Here is an 18,937-nt window from a genome sequence, read left to right as displayed (position 1 = left end):
GCGCTTAAGAAGAAATATTTAACCTTTCCCATCCAGTATAAATATTGAAGCGTTCTCCACGTAAAAATCCAATTAAAGTAATCCCAAATTCTTGAGCGACAGACACCGCCAAACTACTAGGCGCGGAAACCGAACAAACAAGGGGAACTCCAGCTACTAAAGATTTTTGCAATATCTCAAAACTAGAACGTCCGCTAACCATAACAATATGATTGTTAAAAGGTAACTCGTCACCTAGCAAAGCTGTACCTATCAATTTATCTAAAGCATTGTGACGACCAACATCTTCTTGCAGATTTAACAAATTTCCTTGAGCATTGAATACGGCAGCTGCGTGTAAACCTCCTGTGGCCGTGAAGATACCTTGATGCGATCGCAGTTTCTCCGGTAAGCTATAGATAATCTCAGGCTGAACAATTAAATCTGAAGTAATCATCGCATGACCCCGCAAGCGCAAAGCTTCGATGTTGGCTTTACCACAAACTCCGCAAGCACTATTAGTATAAAAATGCCGTTCTAAAGGCTGTAAATTTGGATTTAGCCCTGATTTAAATTCCACATTAATAATGTTATAACGCTGCTCACCATCCACCGATTCATCAGTGCAATAGCTCATTCGTTGAATATCGTCTCGACAATTAATCACACCTTCACTAAACAAAAAACCAGCCACTAATGCAAAATCTGTTCCTGGTGTTCGCATCGTTAAAGCTAAGGTGCGATGTGGAGAAAGGCGAATTTCTAAAGGTTCTTCGGTAGTGAGTTGGTCTTGTCGCAGGCGTTTTTTGCCATTTTCAACTACCCACACTTGCGTTTTAGTTTTGCTTTTATTAGGGTTTTTCATTCATTACTATAGCAATCCGGTTTGATTACTTAACATATTGGTGTAGGTAGACAACAGGCAATAGCAAAGAAGGTAGGTAAGCCGTAACGCACCGATAAATTTTGTAGAGTCTGGATTGATTTTGTTTTAATCCAATTTTGATGTTGAGCCTTTCCATAAATATTTAAACAAAGGCTTGATTTGTAAATTGTAGGTGCGATCGCGCCTGCCAATCCTACAGCTATATTCACGCGCTGATTACTTAAACTTGATTTTCGCTACCAGTAAATTCTTTAGCTTCATAAAAACGGCAACCTTGACAAGGGCCACAGGGGTTAACGGCACAGCGAATATAGCCAGAACGGGCGTTAAATTTGCAACTGATATCACCTATAAGGTAGCCTACCCCTTCTATATAATAGCGATCGCCTTCCATTGGTCTGATGATATTTTGTCTTCCCCTTGTCCCTGAAAAATTCATGCTTGCTTGTCTCAGCTGGGTACGTATCCGTAAATGAGTTTTACGAATTAACCATAAGGAGAATAGGGACGGTAAAAAACCAACGATAATCACTAAAAGTGTCTTTATACTTAACACCTTTTCTGTACCCCTTTTATACGCTGATTGATTGATCGTCCCCGTTGTTGCATTCTAGCTGTTGCCAAAGTACAACTATGAGGGCAATTTTTTTCGTCTAATGACGACAGTGTGGCATCTGGCAAAAAATTACCAGTGCCACTTAAATCAGCATAACCGTTACAGCCAATGAGGTGTACTACAGTTAAATCTTGATTATCTTAAGATTTGTTGAATAATGTCTCCTGCACAGAGCGGCTCATATCAGTAATTGCTGTACGTTGGTTTCTTTTGTGTCGTTGCGCTGCCAATTTTTTCTTTTTACTTTGTTGCCGTAGTTTCTGCGCTAATAACGCCGCTTCTCGTTCGGCTCGGAATAAATCTATTTTCCGTGTTGTCAAAATTAAAGACTCATCTGACTTTTGTCTCACCCAGGGGACGCTAATAGTCAAATACTTACAAATGCTGCGACGCGCTTGACGATTCCCTTGCAGATAATTAATCTGGCTGTCGATAGCACTGACTATAGCTTTCAACTCTAAAATCTCAGCTTCTAACTCTGCTGCCATTTGATTGATAGTCTGCGCTTGTGCCACTAAACGCTCCCAACCACTGATAATTTTTTCCTTTTGCGGTTGCAGTGGCACTATTGCAGGCTGCGACAAGGACAAGGGGGGCAAACTGGAACTGTTGGATCTTGGTTCGATTTCTTTCATAGTTCCTGTGATAAAGCTACTGAGCTTGTTAGGCATTTTAGTAGTTTATAGTATTTTTGTACTATAAAACTATAATTACGCACTAACACCAAAAATCCATCGTTTTATCAGGGGTTTGGATGAGTTTAGTAACTTTATTAGCTAAAGATTGTTTGATGGTGGCGTTGAGCAAGGAACTCCCAAAAAATGAAATATATAGTTATTAAAAGTATCAGCCAGAAATTTTAGAAAATAGAGCAAAAAATTACTGGTTTTACTAGTACATTTAAGTGCCTTGGCGAAGTCATCGCTCTAAATTGCACAACAAAATAGGACGGCTATAGCAAAGGCAAATAAAATTGATATATATAGGACTAGTATTTGATTTTTGAAAAAATCAGTACATTGTTACCTGCCTTCTTTTGGGTTGCCTATTGCCTGACTACACAAGTATGTTCAGTAATCAAAGCGGCTTCCTCTATAACTATGCGTATTATCTCTGACTTTTTTTAAATCATTTTTCCTGCTTTCTTAGCCATCAGTATTATCTATTAAAATCGGTAAAAACACTAAATACTATAAGTATTGAAATGGTTTTTTATTGAACCAAAAATTGCGATAAATTCACCCTAACTTTACCCAAAGAAAGTAGATATAACACTAAAGTAGCTATTGTATTGAGATGTTTTAGTCTATTTACAAGAGATAAAGATGGCAACATATATTAAGAAAGTTTTGATTGGTACTTCAATCGCCGCAAGCATAACTACACTCTCCACCAGTGCGGCTTTCGCTACTGGCCTTACTAGACCTACTAATATTCAATTCACCACCAACGGTGTCGCTAATACATCAGCACCCAACATCAACAGCTGGAATTATGCCCCCGGTGCTGCTGTATACGATAACACTGGCATCGGTGGTGTGAACCGACAAGTTTTAAACGATTACAGCAACAAAGGCAGTATCAGTAAAGCCACCGCAGCTTTAACAGATAACGATAGAACTACCAACGTTGAACTATTTACATCAGGTGAAACAGTCACAGACCATGTAGGGTTTACAGCAAATCTGGGCAAGAATACTATCAAAATTGAAAGTGTAACTAAGGCTGATTGGGCTGATGGTACATTAGCAACAGGGTGGCTAACAGGATTTCGTGACACTTACGGCGGCTTAATGTCAGGTATTACAACCACTCCTGGTTCTAATATGCTTAAAGATTTTAATTCCAACTTTACTTCCCTAGTTAGTTATCTCAGCACCAATGGTTTTAACGCGGCTGGTGACCCTAACATTGGAGATGTATCATACAATCAAGCAACTAAAGATTTGAAAATTGACTTAGTTGGACATTTAGATTTAAGTCCAACAATTGTAGATACCCGCAAAACAGTTATAGATACCCGCGCAACAATTATAGATACAAGAAAAACTATAGTTGTAAGTGGCAAAACTGTTGCTAACCCGACTTACAACAAAAGCATTCCCAACCCAACTTACAACAAAAGCGTAACTAATCCAAATTATTTAGGAGTCTCACCTGATTTTAGCCGTAACTCCACAGGAAATGTAGTATTTGATACTATGCTGTTTAAATTAGCAAAAACAGCATTAGAACAAAATACTCCGTTCCAATTTAGTGAAATTGCCAAAGTTAATTTCAATAACCAAGTTAGTTATGCCTATGGCTTTTCAGCTGTAGATTCAGGTGCAATAGCAGGCGATCGCGCGGCAACTGATACAACATCTCATACTGGTATCTACTCCTGGACTAAAAATTACAAAAATTATCAAACTGCACCCGTACCAGAACCATCTGCATTAATTGGTTTGATGGCTATTGGTGGTTTAGTTGTAGCCAGACGCAAAGGTCGGAAAAACGTTAGTTTTGAATAACTGCTGAAACTTCCAAAACCATGATTTAGAGAAAATAGCAATATTCTTTAAATCTGGTAGCATCTTGCTTCAATTGCTGTATTCTTGTGTCTTTGGCAATAAAAAGCCACTTGTGATTTAAAGAAATAACCAAAAAATTAGAGACGCGAAGTTTCGCGTCTCTATTAATTTTGATATTGGCATAAAATTACACTTAAATAAAAATTAAATTTTAGATAAATATAACTAGAACAATATTTAGTTAATTCTTCTATAATTTCTGCGCCACTTTTCCAGTTGCTCAATTGATACTGATTTCGTGATCACATTCACGCCAGTGCCTCGCCAGTCAACCTCTGCATCTGTAGTAAAAACCCCACATTCTAATTGTTCCAACCGAATATCCCAATATTCACTAAATCTGTTTTTTAAAGTCATAACTTGTTCAAATACTTTGTTTCTGTGTTTGTTTCTTCTTTTTCTTTCTGTTGCTCCTGTTGCTTCTGTATCGATAAATTTAGTTTCAATTAAAAATAAATTCCCTTGTAATGTCAGATAAACAAAATCACACTTACCTAAATCTGTATAATCTGCAATTGGAGATTTTTCAAATAACAGTAATTCGCAGCAATTAGGAAATAGAGTTTTAATGTTTAAAAACAAGTAAGCTTGCAAAAGAAGTTCCTTATCGTAAGGAAAAACAATCACACCTTCAAAGAACTGTTTAATATCTTCTTGGGTTTGAGGTTGAATTTTTTTACAATAAGAAACAAATTTATATAGATCATTTGCAATCATCAAGTTTTAACTCCTTCCCTAGCTTATACCAACACCCTATGGCATAAAAAGATACTCTCATCTACAGAAAAACATCATCCGCATAAGCCACTAAAAAAATGAACCGACTACAACGTTGCTACGGCAATCTACTGTTGACGAAGCACTTTTTAACTTACAACTAGTTTTTGTGTGTCCAAAAAGAGGTAATAAACGTTACTTATTTTCTTAGCAATCTAAATTAATTACCTGTCAAATGTTTTACATGAGCAGGAAATTTAGCATTCTGAAGTAACACAACAGTTGAACGTGCATCTTGCACCCAAAATTGCCGTCCAAAGCGGACAAGTTGACGAGAGTTACCAGCCTGGATAATTCCAATTACAGGAACTTTTGCTTTTTCTTTCTCACCGGCAAGTTCTTTTAAAATTTTTCTTAAATGATCGCGTTCTTCAATGGCGGTTGCTTGTTGGAGTGTTAACTCTACCATGACCATTTGAACTGTTTCTACTGCTTCTACATCTTCGACAATTAATTGCACTTGTTCATCTCGTCGGTCAACTTTACCCCAAATAATTAATCGAGAATCAACTTGTAGTAATTCACTAATGCGTTCATAAGTTCTAGGGAAGACAACTGCTTCTGATTGTCCCGATAAATCTTCTATTTGCAATATTGCCATTTGGTCGCCTTTTTTGGTTGTGACTTTTTTCACATTGTTTAACATCACAACCGCACAAAGTAATGCGTCTTCTTTCTGTTCATTAAGTTGGGAAAGGTTTATCGGTGCTAGAACAGAAGATGAAGACTTGATAGCTTTGAGGGGATGATCTGATACATAAAATCCCAGCAGTTCTTTTTCCATCTGCAACTTTTTCTGCGGTGGAAAGTCTGGTACAGGTTGGGCTTTAGGTGCAGAATCAAAAACGTTATTAGTTTGTTTTACAGTAGTAGAAAATCCACCTAATAAATCAAACAAGTTTCCTTGACCGCTAGCTCTATCTTTTGCGCGCGATTGCGCCCAATCATAAACCAATTCTAGGTCTTTGATTAATTGATGGCGATTGGGTTGAATTTTGTCAAAGGCTCCACAGTATATCAGAGATTCTAAAGTTCGACGGTTGACGGAGCGCAAATCTACGCGATCGCAAAAATCTGACAGTGATTTAAACTCTCCGGTTGCTTCTCGCGCTTCTAAAATACAAGCGATCGCATTTTGTCCAACGTTACGTACTGCGGAAAATCCGAATAAAATCTTGTCTCCTAATGGCGTAAAATCTACACCCGATCTATTAATATCCGGCGGTTCAATTTGAATATTCATACTTAAACAGGTGGAGATATATTTCTGCACCTTGTCTGTATCGCCACTGTTTGCTGTCAACAGTGCTGCCATATATTCCAACGGATAATTAGCTTTTAAATATGCAGTTTGATAAGTAACATAGCCATAAGCGGTAGAGTGAGATTTATTAAAGCAATTAGAAGCAATTAATCCATTTTTAATTACAAAATTATGGTTGTTTTCTACTCCAATGTCATATACTTTTTCTTGCCCTACATATTGACGAGTCATTATTTTTACCATTTCTCTAACCTCCAAAACAAACTTTATATAATTGAATATTGCGCCAGTGAGCAAGATGATATTTTAGGGAAACACAAAAAGAAGAAATTGACTGCTAACATTGACTGCTATAGCAATCCCTGTAGGAGATTCAAACAAATCTATTGCCTATTGCCTGCCTCCATAAGTAATTTGTAAATCCAATAGGATTGCTACATCTGTCCTATAACACGACAATAACTGATATTTATATCTAAGTTAACAATTCAAATTTGATGATTTGCAAACATACGGTTATCAAGTATATATTTGCTGTATTTAAACTGTAATATAGGAATCTGGTTTGTTGCTGAACATACTTGTGTAGTCAGGTAATAGGCAATAGGCAATAGCAAAGAAGGCAGGTAATAATGTACTGGTTTTTTTCCAAGATTAGGAACTGTGAAGTATTAAGGTTAAAGGCTGTTCCCGCTTGGCATTGCTGCTAGCTAGAAAATAGCCCATCAGACTGAAGTCTGGGGTAGTCTGCGAAGGTAGGGTATCTGAAATTTATATTTTATACTTCACACTTTACGCTTCCTACTTTCCTAATACTCTGCAATATGTACTAAAATCAAGGACTTGAGTTACAAAGGGAGCAGTCATGGCATCCATACGCGAGTTGCACGAACAGCTAGTTAAAAAAGAACGTTCTGCTGTTGAAATTACCCAAGAAGCTTTAGATAAAATTCAAGCGTTAGAGCCGAAATTGCACAGTTTCTTGCACGTGACAGCGCAACAGGCGTTAGAGCAGGCTCGTGCAGTAGATGCCAAAATCGCAGCTGGTGAAGAAATCTCCATACTGGCTGGAATTCCGATCGGAATTAAGGACAATATGTGTACTAAGGGAATTCCGACTACCTGTGCCTCTCGGATTTTAGAAAATTTTGTGCCACCCTATGAATCAACTGTGACACAAAAATTGTTTGATGCTGGGGCTGTCATGGTGGGCAAAACCAATCTGGATGAGTTTGCAATGGGTAGTTCTACAGAAAGTTCTGCTTACCAAGTGACAGCCAATCCTTGGGACTTATCGCGGGTTCCTGGTGGTTCTTCTGGAGGGTCAGCCGCAGCTGTAGCAGGGGGAGAATGCGTTGTTTCCCTTGGTTCTGATACTGGTGGCTCAATTCGTCAACCAGCGTCTTTTTGTGGTGTAGTGGGGATGAAGCCAACCTACGGCTTAGTTTCTCGATATGGTTTGGTGGCTTATGCTTCGTCTTTGGATCAAATTGGGCCTTTTGGACGCACAGTAGAAGATGCCGCAATTTTGTTGAGAGCGATCGCAGGTTATGATTCTAAAGATTCCACTAGCCTAAAAGTAGAAATTCCTGACTACACAGCTAGCTTCAGGCCAGACCTCAAAGCTAGAGGCAAAATACGAATTGGCGTAATTACAGAAACTTTTGGCGAAGGTTTAGACTCTGTTGTTGAACAAGCTGTTACCAAAGCTATTGACCAATTACAAGCTTTGGGCGCAGAGATTCATGTTATCTCCTGTCCTCGTTTCCGCTACGGTTTACCAAGCTACTACATCATCGCTCCTTCAGAAGCATCTGCCAACTTAGCTCGTTACGATGGCGTGAAATATGGCTTGCGTACACCTGACGCAGAGAATTTGTTGTCTATGTACACTCGTACCCGTGCAACAGGTTTTGGCGCGGAAGTCAAACGCCGAATCATGATTGGCACATATGCACTTTCGGCGGGGTATTATGATGCTTACTATCTTAAAGCGCAAAAAGTCCGTACTTTAATTAAGCAAGACTTTGAAAATGCGTTTAAAAAAGTTGATGTCTTAGTTACTCCTACTGCTCCTACTACGGCATTCAAAGCTGGGGAAAAAACCACTGATCCCTTGAGTATGTACCTAAACGACTTGATGACTATTCCGGTAAACCTAGCAGGGTTACCGGGTATCAGCTTACCTTGCGGTTTTGATGACAACGGTATGCCCATTGGACTGCAATTAATTGGCAAGGTGTTGCGAGAAGACCAATTATTCCAAGTAGCTTACGCTTATGAACAAGCTACTAATTGGCACTTACGCCAACCGCAACTATAGTTAGTAGATTACAAAGTTCTCTGTTTAGGCTGGGTGTGGGGTGTAGGGAATATTTGCATTGATGAGTCGCTATAAAAGTTAATTAGCATGAGTAAATTCAACCTTTCATGATTAAAAAGCCATGATTTACCTAATTAGCCGTTATTAAAACCTAACAATTCGCGCATTTGTCACCTACATCCGACCCCCAACACCTTGTCTTCTTCTGAAGAGACGCTACGCGAACACGAAAAAGTTTTCGGTCTACTGATAAGTAGAGGGACATAAATAATTGTAATTAGGAGAAGGCAGGAGGACGAAACTTTGCTCAAGTCGGGAAACCCGCCCACGCAAGTGTCTCCAGAGGGCAGGAGGGAAGAGGTTTTTAGCTATTTTGCCCAAGACTTATCTAGTTAAGTTTATTTGTGCCTTCCTACTTAGTAATCAATGTCCAATTACAATTGACAATGGACTATTGACTATTGACTATTGACTTTTGAGTGTCTATTTCTGGGGTAAATGTCACTTCTTTGACATTACCCAACTCTCCTAAGGGTTTTGCTGGTTGATTGTTGACAGAAATTAGTACCGCGCCCGCATTCCCAGAACGGACAGTCAATTGTTTTTTTGCTGTCCAAGTTCTGCGTTCTCCTTGATTTAAATTGCCTACAAATTCCGTTTTGCTATCTACTTTTACTTGTAACCAAGATGTGCCTTGCAATTCTAAGCTGACGGCTACAGCTTGATTAGTGGGGGTGTTAGGGGATGCTATGGGGGATGCGGCTAGAGGTAGTCCAGTAGTGGAATTTTGGCTGGTTACAGAGGTTTGTGCCTGAGTTGAAGATGGAGAAGATTCGGCTGTTGGTAATAATGAAGGTTTAGATAAAACTGCTGCGGTTTGTTTTTGAGGGGTTCCGAAGTTGAGTTTTTTGACTAAAGATTCCGCAGATAATTTGGGATTAAGTAAATAAACCAGCCCAATTGCCGAGACTAATAATAGGGCAGCGTAAGGGATAAAAAGAGGGATACGAATGTTTAGTTTATTCTCGAAATTGGGACTTTGGTGACTATCAAATTCTGGAGTTACAACTTGAGTGGCAAAGGTTTTTGCTAAACTAGCACCGTCTAACCCGATGACATCTGCATAACGACGGATATATCCTTGGATGTAGACAGGTTCAGGCAATTCATCAAATCTCTCATCATCTAGGGCTTTCAATAAAGTTAGTCGAATGTTTGTTTTCATCGCTACTTCTTCAAGCCGTATAGACTTTGCTTCTCTTACTTGTAGTAAATGCTTACTTATTTCTTTTAATTGTGCTGTTTGATTGTCTTGTAAGAGGTTCACGACTTTCTCCTAAAATTGACTGATGTTTGCCATTCAATAAGATGATTACTTAACTAATGTCAAATTTTTGACTATTTCAATTTTAGTTGGAAAACAAAATATGAAACATTTAAATTACATATTTAATGTTGATTTACATTTTTGCTTTTTGTTAATTTAAATTAATATTTTTCCATCTATCTTAGGACAGACAAAATTAAAGTTTGGGTAGTAAATTACCTCTGTATCTAATCAGAATTAAAGTTACAAACAAAAATTATTATTTGAATTTTTGTAAAAGTTCAGTGGTAATAGGTGATGTGGTCAGAATTGAATGCTTAATACCACCCCAGACACTTCCACTACGGACGCGATGCATGGCCAAGACTTCTGAAATTTCGTTAGAGATGAAAACCTGCGGCGGTGCAAGTTGACCGAGCGATCGCGCACGATAATAATGATGTGACTCTGATAAAGCTTGATCTAGTTTTTGAGCAATAATTTCTGATGGTTCTGTTGCTGAATCGAGTAACAGAACATAATAAGGTGGATTTGCAACGGGAACTAAGCTCTTAAAACCAGTTCCTGACAAATTGATACTATTTAAAGCATGACTTACAAAAGTTTCGTGTAACTTTTCGCCCACTAAATCGCTGATAGCTTGATGTCGTCCGAGAAACTCTAAACAAGGAGTATGACGATAATAGTGCGTTACGAGAATGCGATCGCCAATTCGATAACGATATAAACCGCCTTTCTGCGACAAAATAATTGTATATTCCTTGCCAATGCTGAGTTCATGTAACTTATGTAGGGAACCAGCATCATCCTCAAACTCAAAAAACACCTCATCTAAAACCGGAACATAGCCCCCCGCCGCAATTAATGGAATCGTCATTGGGGCTTCTGTCGCTAGCAAGCCTTTACCCTGAATTAAAACTCCGGGAAATTGCGATCGCAATCCCTTAGCCTGATCTGCTGCATTAGCACTATCCCAGCAAGAAATCAACTTGAGATTTGGCCAAAGTTGCGTCCAGGAAATATGATCCTCGCCCAGAAGTTGCAGCCTTGTGCGTGATATTCGTTTTTCTAATTCTGCTTGTAATAATTGCCGATGTTCTTGAATGTACTTTAAATGTACTTGGAGAAAACTCGGACTCCAAATCGAAATAATTTCTAACTTCTCAGCCTGCAATAATGCCAACGCCAGTTGATGTTTAAATACCTGTGCATTATGCAAGCGATTAAGTCCATTGGGCATCACCAACCAAGGACGCAAAAACCAACGCAACCAACCATCCAAATAATCTAAATCATCTTGTAAAGATTGGGTTTCAGTTGCATTTAATTGCGGTGAAATACAAGCGTAAAGTTTACCTGTAGAGAATTTCGGCCCATTGATAATCAAATCATGCGCCCATACACAAAACATTTGATTAAACGATCGCCTTAAAGATTGAGTATAAGGAATCCATTTTACTGCTCCACTACTACCAGAGGTTTTCTCATAAAATAAAATAGCTTCAGGAGTCAGGGGGATTTGCTGACGTTTTTCATGCCCTAAAATCAAAGGTGAGAGTGCATCGTAATCCACAATCGGGATATGCTGCCAATCTGTTACAGAACTAATACCCAAAGCTTTGCCATAGTCGCTGGCGATTAGGCGATCGCAAATTTCTTTCTGCACAGATATCTGCGTTGATTTAGGGTCATTCAATGCTTGGTAAAATCGTCTGGCAGTTGGTGCAAGCAGTTGCCCAAAAAGCTGAATAATTGGATGCATCATATAGCGATCGTATTTGATTTACAAAATACTGGTGCAGGCAGGCAATAGGTTTGAGGCAATAGGCAATAGATTTGTTTGTATTCCATTTAGGTTTGCTATAGTCAAATTAAACTAGTTTAATTTTAAATACTAAATTATTAGCCACCTTGACTTATTCCAGTTCTATAAAAACTTGCAAATATTAACTAAATACCCCACCCTTGTTAGGGTGAGGTACTGTATTTTGGGATATAGCAGACGAAATATAGGTTAGGACAAAAACTAATTATTAAACCTATTGTCTGTTTCCTGCTGTATCTTAGTCGATGATTTGTGGGCTTGGAACTTGCGCGTCAATATCTGCCTGAGATAACGTAGGAAGCAACCAAGTGCCTTCACCAGCTTTGAAAACTTTGGCAGGTGCAACATTCAATTCAATTGCACCAGTAGCGGGATTAGTTCTAGCAATTGATTGGGTACCATCGACAAACTTGACAGCAATAGGTTCAGTTAACTCTTGTACTTGACCATTCGGAGTTAACACTACCTGAGAACCTGCGGGTAAGTATATGCCATCGCAATCCCAATCATCATCTGTAATTTGCCCTGCTGCTAAATAGTAAAGTTGGGTGGGAGATTTTTTCGGTTTATTGGCATAAATCCCCAAAGTTCTGCCAGTCTCGTTCTGACATTGCGCCCGCTTGATAGCTGTTTCCATTACATACTTTTGAGACTGTAATTGTGATAGTTGTTGTTGAAATTGTTCAGGTGTATAGCCAGCTTGTTCAGGGTTATCCCTAACAGTTAAAAGCTGATTGAGTGCCTGAGTTACTTCTGCGTAGTCAGCCCCTTTGGTGAAATCTTTGCTTGCCCAAGAAGGTTGAGCAATTGTCAAATTAACGATAAATACGAGAGCGACAAGAATAATTTTGATGAACTGCATATTTTCTCCCTAGTTTGAGATTCTGAATAATAGGTAATGGGCAATAGGCAATAGATGTATTTGGAATGTATTTAGGGTTGCTATATTAATGGTTAGATTTAAAGAGTAAAAGGGTATAACTATTGCCATTGTTGATAATTTTTGCAAGCATTTATATTTAATTTAATGCTGAGTCGTGAATCTTAGGAAAACTTTCCAGTCTGTTAGGATTGACCCAACGATTTATGAATTGATTGTCTTTGCGGATTTGAATTTTAACTTGTTTAGAGCTTATTTTGACTACCTCGGCAGGTATTTTTTGAACTTCAGCAGAGTCAGAACGTGCTTTGTAAAGCCAGATAACTTTTTGACCTACTTCAAAGTATTTAGGATTATTGACTATAGAAGTAAGAGTGTCTGCTGAAGAGGGAAATGCAACTGCTAAATTGATTAAAAGCACTAGCACTGTAAAGGATATGGAGAAGATTTTCATATATTGTGATAATTACAAACTTTGAGTTTTGAATTTAGAAGTTTGAATTATTTTAATTAGTCCCGTTAAACATACACAAGTAGCTGTCAAGGCAATTGGAGTTAGGGAAGCACTGTCTAAGATAATAAACACACCTAAGCCGATTAAGACAAAGGGCACAAAATTATTACCGTAGCGAGTTAATAAATTAGCGATCGCATTCTGACAAGTTAGTTTATAAGTCACGTAACACCAAACACCAACCAGCAATAAGAACACTGTAATAATAATTAGCAATTCATAAATCGCACTGTGAGCAAACAATGGCATATAAATGCCTATGTTATCACTACCGTTGGCAATGGTAATCGCTGCCACACTACAAGCTTGAGGAGATAAAAAACTAGCGAAAGTAGAAGTATGAGATATTTCTATTTCAGATTCTTCATCAGACGACGAATCACTCTCCCAATTCAGCAGGCGATTTAAGCCAATAATTATTGGCACTAAACCTAACAGACCAATCCAATGAGATGGTAATATCATTCCTCCTAAAAAACCCATTAGGCTAGCAATAACCAGAGTACAGAAACCGAGGTACTGACCAATTACAATATGCCGACGGCGGAAATTGGCATTCGCCTGAGAGAATAACAGCGTGAGGATGACTAAATCATCGAGATTGGTAGCTGTAAAAGCTGTGATTCCGGTGGGGATAGCTGTAATAAGTTCGTTCATTTCTATCTCTTCTCAATTTCTTGGCTGATAGTGTTTCTAGAAGCGTTCGTTGATGTCTGTAAATTTTCAGGAAATCGCTATTTCATGAAGCGTGCAGATATAGATGACATTTCCAACTCAATTAGAACGCTGTGTCTACTAGATGCAATGCAAATATTCTGTTTTCAAAAAACTTTCAGGACAGATGTGATTTAGCGTCAGATATTCGGGGATCAAACTTCTAAATGCATCGATTTAAGTAACCTAAAATCTCTTATTTGGTAATCAAAAACTTACTTATTGCTGATTTTTAGTGGCGATTCAGCTTTTCTACAACTTTGTGATTGTCGCCTACTGGTTGGTCAATTATAAAAAGTTTGTTGCTAGAACTTTCTTTAGGGAATTTGTTGTTAGTTTGAAGATGCAAGCCTGGTAATATAGCTACTTTAGTTTCATTATGCTCTTTTGGAGTATGTACTAAAGTTACTTTAAGCTCATTGATAACTTGTTGCTGCTCTTTGATGATTTGAGTTAATTCGTTGAGCTTTTGAGCGTGTAATTCATCTAATTTTTGATGTAGCAGTTCAATATTTTGACCCGCTCTCAGATTCACTTGATGGTCGATTTCGGCATTTCTGCGGTCGGTGTCAGACTGGCGGTTCTGACTCATCAATACAATTGGGGCTGTATAGGCTGAAGCAAATGAAAACACTAAGTTGAGCATGATGAACGGAGACTGATCCCAGTGAGGAACTCCTGGTGCTAAGTTCAATCCTACCCATCCTGCTAAGACAGTGCTTTGGCAAATCAGAAATTTCCAAGAGCCTACTTGGCTGGCTAATTTATCGGCAAGCTTTTGTCCGCGTGTTAATTCCTCTGTGGATGTGTTTTGAACTACTGGTACATCAACGTTATTTGATAATGTTTTTTTGCTGGTATTCATGCTGCACCTGTTTTGTTAATTCAGTATTTGTTTGGCTCGATGTTTTAAAATTACGCTTTATTGACGATAGATGCAAATATTCTTTGTTTTGAAAACGATAAATAAAAGTAATTAGTCTGGAAAATTATGAAAGTACTTTCACGAAGATGAAAATGCCAGCTAGCAAGTGAATTCTTGAGAAATTCGCTCGATTATTACCATCTATGTTTACTCTATGGTTAATAGTAATTTGCTGACTCAGTAACAAAAAATAAAGTTAAATCATAGATGCAACTAGATGATGCTTATAATAATGTGAACAACGGTATCCCGCTCAACATACCGTGAATCAAGGAGTAGGTGCGGATGAGCAAGTCGCAACATCTAGCGCAATTGGAATATTTAATTGTGAATAAATTTTTGCAAGCTATACGGCGTTACCAACACATAGTTTCAATTTGGTGGAAAGCACGTCATATTCCCAGCTTTGTGAGTTTGTTCTTAGTCGGAACTATTTTGAGTACAGCGATCGCATCTTGTTCTCAAAGCAGATATGCGGGAGAGTCTGATGTCAAGCTCAAACTAGTTTCTTTCTCTGTGACTAAAGCTGCTCATGACCAGATAATACCTAAATTTGTGCAGAAGTGGAAGCAAGAACATAATCAAAATGTAACTTTTGAGCAAAGTTATGGAGGTTCTGGCGCACAAGCCGCAGCTGTGATTGCTGGTTCGCAAGAGGCGGATATAGTACATCTAGCACTTCCTCTCGATGTCAACAGAATTCAGCAAGCAGGTTTAATCAAAAAAGGTTGGGAAAACCGAGTGCCAAGAAATGGTATTGTTAGTAGATCTGTTGCGGCGATCGTTACTCGTGAAGGCAACCCCAAAGGGATTAATACTTGGCAAGACTTAGCAAAAGATGATGTGACATTGATAGCAGCCAACCCGAAAACCTCTGGTATTGCCATTTGGGAATTTTTAGCTTTGTGGGGTTCGGTGACTCTCAATGGTGGTGATGAAGCCACAGCTTTAAATTATGTCACTAAGGTCTATAAAAATACTCCAACTCTGACAAAAGATGCTCGTGAAGCTAGCGATTTATTTTTTCAGAAAAATCAGGGGGATGTCTTAATTAATTACGAAAACGAGATAGCTTTGGCAGAAAACAATCGGGTTAAACTACCTTATACAGTCCCACAAGTCAATATTTCTATCGACAATCCTGTAGCGATAGTTGATAAAAACGTCGATAAGCATGGTAATAGAGAAGTTGCCAAAGCCTTCGTTGATTTCTTGTACTCCACAGAAGCCCAGCGCGAATTTGCTAAATTACAATATCGTCCGGTGAATCCTACCGTTACCCAAGAAGTAGCAGCTAAATATCCTAAAATCAGTACTTTATTTACATCGCAAGATTTGGGTGGTTGGGATTTAATACAGAAGAAATTTTTTGTTGATGGAGCAATTTTTGATCAAATGCAAGCTGCAAAAAAAGCATAAAATCAAGCCTCGTAATTTATTAGTTAAAATTGGATAGTTTATGAGCTTTCGTAGCCTATTTAAATCGAGTTTTTCTATCACAAATTCTATGCTGATTCTCAGCAGTATTACTGCCTGTAACAGTGGAGAAGAACTAAGAAGCCAGGTAAGTATTGATGGTGCTGCTGTGGGTTTTCCGATTTCTTTAGCAGTTGCAGAAGAGTATGGCAAGGTAAAACCCCAAGCACAAGTAAGTGTCGCCTCAAGCGGGACTGGTGGTGGAATAAGTAAGTTTTGTAATGGTGATATTGATATTGTTGGTGCTTCTCGTACTATCAGAGATGAAGAAATCAAAAAATGTAAAAGTAAGAAAATTGAATTCGTAGAGTTACCCATAGCTTTAGATGGAATTGCTGTAATTGCTAACCGTAAAAACAATTTTGCTCAATGTCTAACTATTAAAGAGTTAGATAAAATTTGGAGTGCTAAATCAGACGGTAAAATATTGAATTGGAATCAAGTGAATCCTAAGTTTCCTAATCAAAAACTCAAGTTGTATGCTCCTGCTTCTGATACAGGAACATTTGATTATATGACTCAAGCTGTGACTGGCAAAGCTAAAAACGGCAGAACAGATTATACTCCCAGCCACAATCAAAACCTCCTTGTACAAGGCGTATCAGGTGATGCGACAGCCTTGGGTTATGTAGGCATATCTTATTACATTCAAAACCAAGACAAATTAAATTTAGTTGCTGTAGAAAGCCCGTCAGGAAAGTGTGTAAAACCTGTGCCAATTGATAACGTCATTAAAAATACATACACACCTTTATCTCGTCCTTTATTTATCTATGTCAGTAAAAAATCTTTAGATGGTAAGCCCGCAGTTAAAGAGTTTGTAGATTTTTATTTGGACAATTCTTGGAAATGGGTAGATAGTGTTGGTTATGTTACATTACCAGATGAAGCCTACGCTAAAGTAAAACAAAAATTTGCTAAAAGTGAAACTGGGACAAAATTTAAAAAAGCGAAACCAGGAGAACCAATTACCAATTTTATTTAAAGTAAAGTCTCTTCACCAAAATTTTTATGCGAAGTACAAATCCTCAAGACGATTCATATCAAATATTCAGACAGTCACTAGATAAAAATGTCTCAGAAGATATCTTAGAAAGATTGATTGCGGTAATTTTATTTGCTTGCGCTTTAGTTTCTGTTTTAACTACTTTTGCAATTGTAGTAATTATTTTTCAGGAGGCATTTGGATTTTTCCAACAAGTTTCTTTGGCTCAATTCTTTTTTGATACTAAGTGGACACCTTTATTTGCCGATAGACATTTCGGCGTTTGGCCGTTGATTAATGGTACAGTCCTAACAACTGCGATCGCTATGGCTGTTGCTATTCCTTTAGGCTTATCTTCAGCAATTTATTTGAGTGAATATGCTCAACCTAAAGTAGCAGCAATTTTACGCCCAGCAGTAGAACTTTTAGCAGGGATACCAACTGTAGTCTATGGTTATTTCGCACTACTTTTTGTTACTCCCTTGCTAAGGAATGTAATTCCCCTAGAATTATTTAACGCTTTAAGTGCAGGCTTAATGATGGGAGTCATGATTACTCCTACGGTTGGTTCTATTAGCTTAGATGCGATTCAATCAGTTCCTCGTTCTTTGCGAGAAGGTGCTTATGCCTTAGGTATTACTAAACTAGAAGCTATTTTTAAAGTAGTTCTTCCAGCAGCACTTTCTGGAATTATAGCTTCAATTATTCTGGGCATTTCTCGCGCCGTGGGTGAGACGATGACTGTTGTGATTGCTGCTGGACAACAACCGAAAATCACTATTAATTTTGCAGAATCAGTAGAAACAATGACTGCTTATATGGCACAAATTTCTGGTGGCGATAGTCCCCGTGGAAGTCTAAATTTCCAGACTTTATATGCCGTAGGCGCGCTGTTGTTTTTAATTACTCTAGCTTTGAATATTATTAGTTACTGGATTGCTAATCGTTTTAAAGAAAAATACGACTAATAGCTATGACTACAAGTTATCAACGAGATGATTATCTGGATTCGACAACAGAATTTACTGATAATATTAATAGAAGGGAAATTTTAGGAAAGGTATTTGAACTACTTTTTTTATTAGGTTTATTGATTGGTTTATTCGTCCTAGCATTACTCCTTTTTGATATTTTTAGAGACGGGTTAGCCAGATTTTTATCGCCTGGTTTTTTAACCGAAACTCCTTCTCGTTTTCCTGAAGAAGGTGGTATCCGTCCGGCAATTATCAGCAGCGTTGTTTTAGGACTTGTTGTGATTTTGGTAACAGTGCCAGTGGGTGTAGGAGCCGCCTTATATTTAGAAGAGTATGCACCAAGAGCTTGGTGGACAGCAATTATTGAAATTAATATCAGTAATTTAGCTGGAGTACCTTCTATTGTTTATGGCTTGCTAGGTTTAGGAGTTTTTAATTATTTGCTTGGGTTTGGCCCTGCTTTAATTTCTGGCGCATTAACTTTATCTTTACTGTCTTTACCAGTAATTATTGTGACAGCTAGAGAAGCAATTCGAGCCGTTCCTGATTCTCTCAGATATGCTTCTTATGGATTAGGTGCTACTAAATGGAAAACTGTTAGTCATCATGTCATACCTTATGCTGTTCCTGGTATCTTAACAGGAGTAATTATTTCTATATCCCGCGCTATCGGAGATGCAGCTTCTCTAATAGTTGTAGGTGCTGTAGGTTTTCTCACATTTAACCCTGGTTTATTCCAGAGATTTATGGCGTTACCTATTCAAATCTATAGTTACATTTCTCGTCCAGAACCAGGTTTTGCAAATGCAGCAGCCGCAACAATTATTGCGTTGTTACTCTTGATTTTAGCTTTAAATGGGGTAGCCATTTATATTAGACAACGCTTCACTATCCATTAA

Annotated in this window: 18 protein-coding genes; 6 read left to right on the top strand and 12 right to left on the bottom strand. The window is 38.1% G+C overall.

What is annotated here, in order from left to right:
* Window positions 1-4: 4 nt before the first annotated feature.
* The 4 genes from fdhD to H6G76_RS03675 all read right to left on the bottom strand — a co-directional run bounded on the left by fdhD (window position 5) and on the right by H6G76_RS03675 (window position 2,152).
* Window positions 5-844, bottom strand: coding sequence for a formate dehydrogenase accessory sulfurtransferase FdhD (gene fdhD / locus H6G76_RS03690; protein ID WP_190695497.1), 840 nt, complete (start codon window positions 842-844; stop codon window positions 5-7).
* Window positions 845-873: 29 nt separating this feature from the next.
* On the bottom strand, window positions 874-1,074 hold the full coding sequence (locus H6G76_RS03685) for a hypothetical protein (RefSeq protein ID WP_190695494.1): 201 nt from the start codon (window positions 1,072-1,074) through the stop codon (window positions 874-876).
* 11 nt (window positions 1,075-1,085) lie between these two features.
* Window positions 1,086-1,421, bottom strand: coding sequence for a DUF6464 family protein (locus tag H6G76_RS03680; RefSeq protein ID WP_190695491.1), 336 nt, complete (start codon window positions 1,419-1,421; stop codon window positions 1,086-1,088).
* A 200-nt stretch (window positions 1,422-1,621) separates the two neighbouring features.
* The gene (locus H6G76_RS03675) at window positions 1,622-2,152 is read right to left on the bottom strand and encodes a hypothetical protein (protein ID WP_190695488.1); all 531 of its coding nucleotides are present in this window, start codon (window positions 2,150-2,152) and stop codon (window positions 1,622-1,624) included.
* 654 nt (window positions 2,153-2,806) lie between these two features.
* On the opposite strand from H6G76_RS03675, the gene H6G76_RS03670 reads away from it, so the two are divergent.
* Window positions 2,807-3,994 (top strand): NF038130 family PEP-CTERM protein, encoded by a 1,188-nt coding sequence (locus H6G76_RS03670; protein WP_190695485.1) that lies wholly within the window; start codon window positions 2,807-2,809, stop codon window positions 3,992-3,994.
* 237 nt (window positions 3,995-4,231) lie between these two features.
* Here the strand turns inward: H6G76_RS03670 and H6G76_RS03665 are convergent, their stop codons facing one another.
* Together H6G76_RS03665 and H6G76_RS03660 are read right to left on the bottom strand one after the other, a co-directional pair.
* Window positions 4,232-4,771, bottom strand: a complete 540-nt coding sequence (locus tag H6G76_RS03665) for a hypothetical protein (protein WP_190695606.1) — start codon at window positions 4,769-4,771, stop codon at window positions 4,232-4,234.
* 220 nt (window positions 4,772-4,991) lie between these two features.
* The gene (locus H6G76_RS03660) at window positions 4,992-6,338 is read right to left on the bottom strand and encodes an OB-fold nucleic acid binding domain-containing protein (RefSeq protein ID WP_190695482.1); all 1,347 of its coding nucleotides are present in this window, start codon (window positions 6,336-6,338) and stop codon (window positions 4,992-4,994) included.
* Between the two features lie 622 nt (window positions 6,339-6,960).
* On the opposite strand from H6G76_RS03660, the gene gatA reads away from it, so the two are divergent.
* Complete coding sequence (gene gatA / locus H6G76_RS03655) at window positions 6,961-8,418, top strand: Asp-tRNA(Asn)/Glu-tRNA(Gln) amidotransferase subunit GatA (protein WP_190695479.1); 1,458 nt, start codon at window positions 6,961-6,963, stop codon at window positions 8,416-8,418.
* A 451-nt stretch (window positions 8,419-8,869) separates the two neighbouring features.
* Here the strand turns inward: gatA and H6G76_RS03650 are convergent, their stop codons facing one another.
* The 6 genes from H6G76_RS03650 to H6G76_RS03625 form a co-directional block, all read right to left on the bottom strand.
* Entirely contained in the window at window positions 8,870-9,745 is an 876-nt protein-coding gene (locus tag H6G76_RS03650) for a helix-turn-helix domain-containing protein (RefSeq protein WP_190695477.1), read from the bottom strand.
* A gap of 259 nt (window positions 9,746-10,004) precedes the next feature.
* On the bottom strand, window positions 10,005-11,510 hold the full coding sequence (locus H6G76_RS03645; protein WP_313934739.1) for a GH3 auxin-responsive promoter family protein: 1,506 nt from the start codon (window positions 11,508-11,510) through the stop codon (window positions 10,005-10,007).
* A 298-nt stretch (window positions 11,511-11,808) separates the two neighbouring features.
* A complete protein-coding gene (locus H6G76_RS03640; protein ID WP_190695474.1) occupies window positions 11,809-12,432 on the bottom strand; it encodes a hypothetical protein in 624 nt (207 codons plus the stop codon).
* Window positions 12,433-12,589: 157 nt separating this feature from the next.
* Window positions 12,590-12,904 (bottom strand): hypothetical protein, encoded by a 315-nt coding sequence (locus H6G76_RS03635; protein WP_190695471.1) that lies wholly within the window; start codon window positions 12,902-12,904, stop codon window positions 12,590-12,592.
* Window positions 12,905-12,916: 12 nt separating this feature from the next.
* Window positions 12,917-13,621, bottom strand: coding sequence for a cadmium resistance transporter (locus H6G76_RS03630; RefSeq protein WP_190695469.1), 705 nt, complete (start codon window positions 13,619-13,621; stop codon window positions 12,917-12,919).
* A 289-nt stretch (window positions 13,622-13,910) separates the two neighbouring features.
* A complete protein-coding gene (locus H6G76_RS03625; RefSeq protein ID WP_190695465.1) occupies window positions 13,911-14,543 on the bottom strand; it encodes a DUF1003 domain-containing protein in 633 nt (210 codons plus the stop codon).
* A gap of 345 nt (window positions 14,544-14,888) precedes the next feature.
* Here H6G76_RS03625 and H6G76_RS03620 point away from each other — a divergent pair, with 345 nt between their 5' ends.
* The 4 genes from H6G76_RS03620 to pstA are packed head-to-tail and all read left to right on the top strand — an operon-like array spanning window position 14,889 to window position 18,937.
* Window positions 14,889-16,022, top strand: coding sequence for a sulfate ABC transporter substrate-binding protein (locus H6G76_RS03620; RefSeq protein WP_190695462.1), 1,134 nt, complete (start codon window positions 14,889-14,891; stop codon window positions 16,020-16,022).
* A 40-nt stretch (window positions 16,023-16,062) separates the two neighbouring features.
* A complete protein-coding gene (locus H6G76_RS03615) occupies window positions 16,063-17,064 on the top strand; it encodes a PstS family phosphate ABC transporter substrate-binding protein (RefSeq protein ID WP_190695459.1) in 1,002 nt (333 codons plus the stop codon).
* A 26-nt stretch (window positions 17,065-17,090) separates the two neighbouring features.
* Entirely contained in the window at window positions 17,091-18,032 is a 942-nt protein-coding gene (gene pstC / locus H6G76_RS03610) for a phosphate ABC transporter permease subunit PstC (protein WP_190695456.1), read from the top strand.
* Window positions 18,033-18,037: 5 nt separating this feature from the next.
* Window positions 18,038-18,937: a phosphate ABC transporter permease PstA gene (gene pstA, locus H6G76_RS03605; protein WP_190695453.1), complete on the top strand. Its 900-nt coding sequence runs from the start codon at window positions 18,038-18,040 to the stop codon at window positions 18,935-18,937.

The organism is Nostoc sp. FACHB-152 (assembly GCF_014697475.1).
Classification (GTDB): Bacteria; Cyanobacteriota; Cyanobacteriia; order Cyanobacteriales; family Nostocaceae; genus Nostoc_B.
Note: the sequence above shows the minus strand (reverse complement) of the source record. Positions and strands in the feature narration are given on the sequence as shown.

Coding starts and splice junctions, on each gene's coding strand:
- fdhD (WP_190695497.1), bottom strand. CDS start 844: ATGAAAAACCCTAATAAAAGCAAAACTAAAACGCAAGTGTGGGTAGTT.
- H6G76_RS03675 (WP_190695488.1), bottom strand. CDS start 2,152: ATGCCTAACAAGCTCAGTAGCTTTATCACAGGAACTATGAAAGAAATC.
- H6G76_RS03670 (WP_190695485.1), top strand. CDS start 2,807: ATGGCAACATATATTAAGAAAGTTTTGATTGGTACTTCAATCGCCGCA.
- H6G76_RS03665 (WP_190695606.1), bottom strand. CDS start 4,771: ATGATTGCAAATGATCTATATAAATTTGTTTCTTATTGTAAAAAAATT.
- H6G76_RS03660 (WP_190695482.1), bottom strand. CDS start 6,338: ATGGTAAAAATAATGACTCGTCAATATGTAGGGCAAGAAAAAGTATAT.
- gatA (WP_190695479.1), top strand. CDS start 6,961: ATGGCATCCATACGCGAGTTGCACGAACAGCTAGTTAAAAAAGAACGT.
- H6G76_RS03645 (WP_313934739.1), bottom strand. CDS start 11,510: ATGATGCATCCAATTATTCAGCTTTTTGGGCAACTGCTTGCACCAACT.
- H6G76_RS03640 (WP_190695474.1), bottom strand. CDS start 12,432: ATGCAGTTCATCAAAATTATTCTTGTCGCTCTCGTATTTATCGTTAAT.
- H6G76_RS03635 (WP_190695471.1), bottom strand. CDS start 12,904: ATGAAAATCTTCTCCATATCCTTTACAGTGCTAGTGCTTTTAATCAAT.
- H6G76_RS03630 (WP_190695469.1), bottom strand. CDS start 13,621: ATGAACGAACTTATTACAGCTATCCCCACCGGAATCACAGCTTTTACA.
- H6G76_RS03625 (WP_190695465.1), bottom strand. CDS start 14,543: ATGAATACCAGCAAAAAAACATTATCAAATAACGTTGATGTACCAGTA.
- H6G76_RS03620 (WP_190695462.1), top strand. CDS start 14,889: ATGAGCAAGTCGCAACATCTAGCGCAATTGGAATATTTAATTGTGAAT.
- H6G76_RS03615 (WP_190695459.1), top strand. CDS start 16,063: ATGAGCTTTCGTAGCCTATTTAAATCGAGTTTTTCTATCACAAATTCT.
- pstC (WP_190695456.1), top strand. CDS start 17,091: ATGCGAAGTACAAATCCTCAAGACGATTCATATCAAATATTCAGACAG.
- pstA (WP_190695453.1), top strand. CDS start 18,038: ATGACTACAAGTTATCAACGAGATGATTATCTGGATTCGACAACAGAA.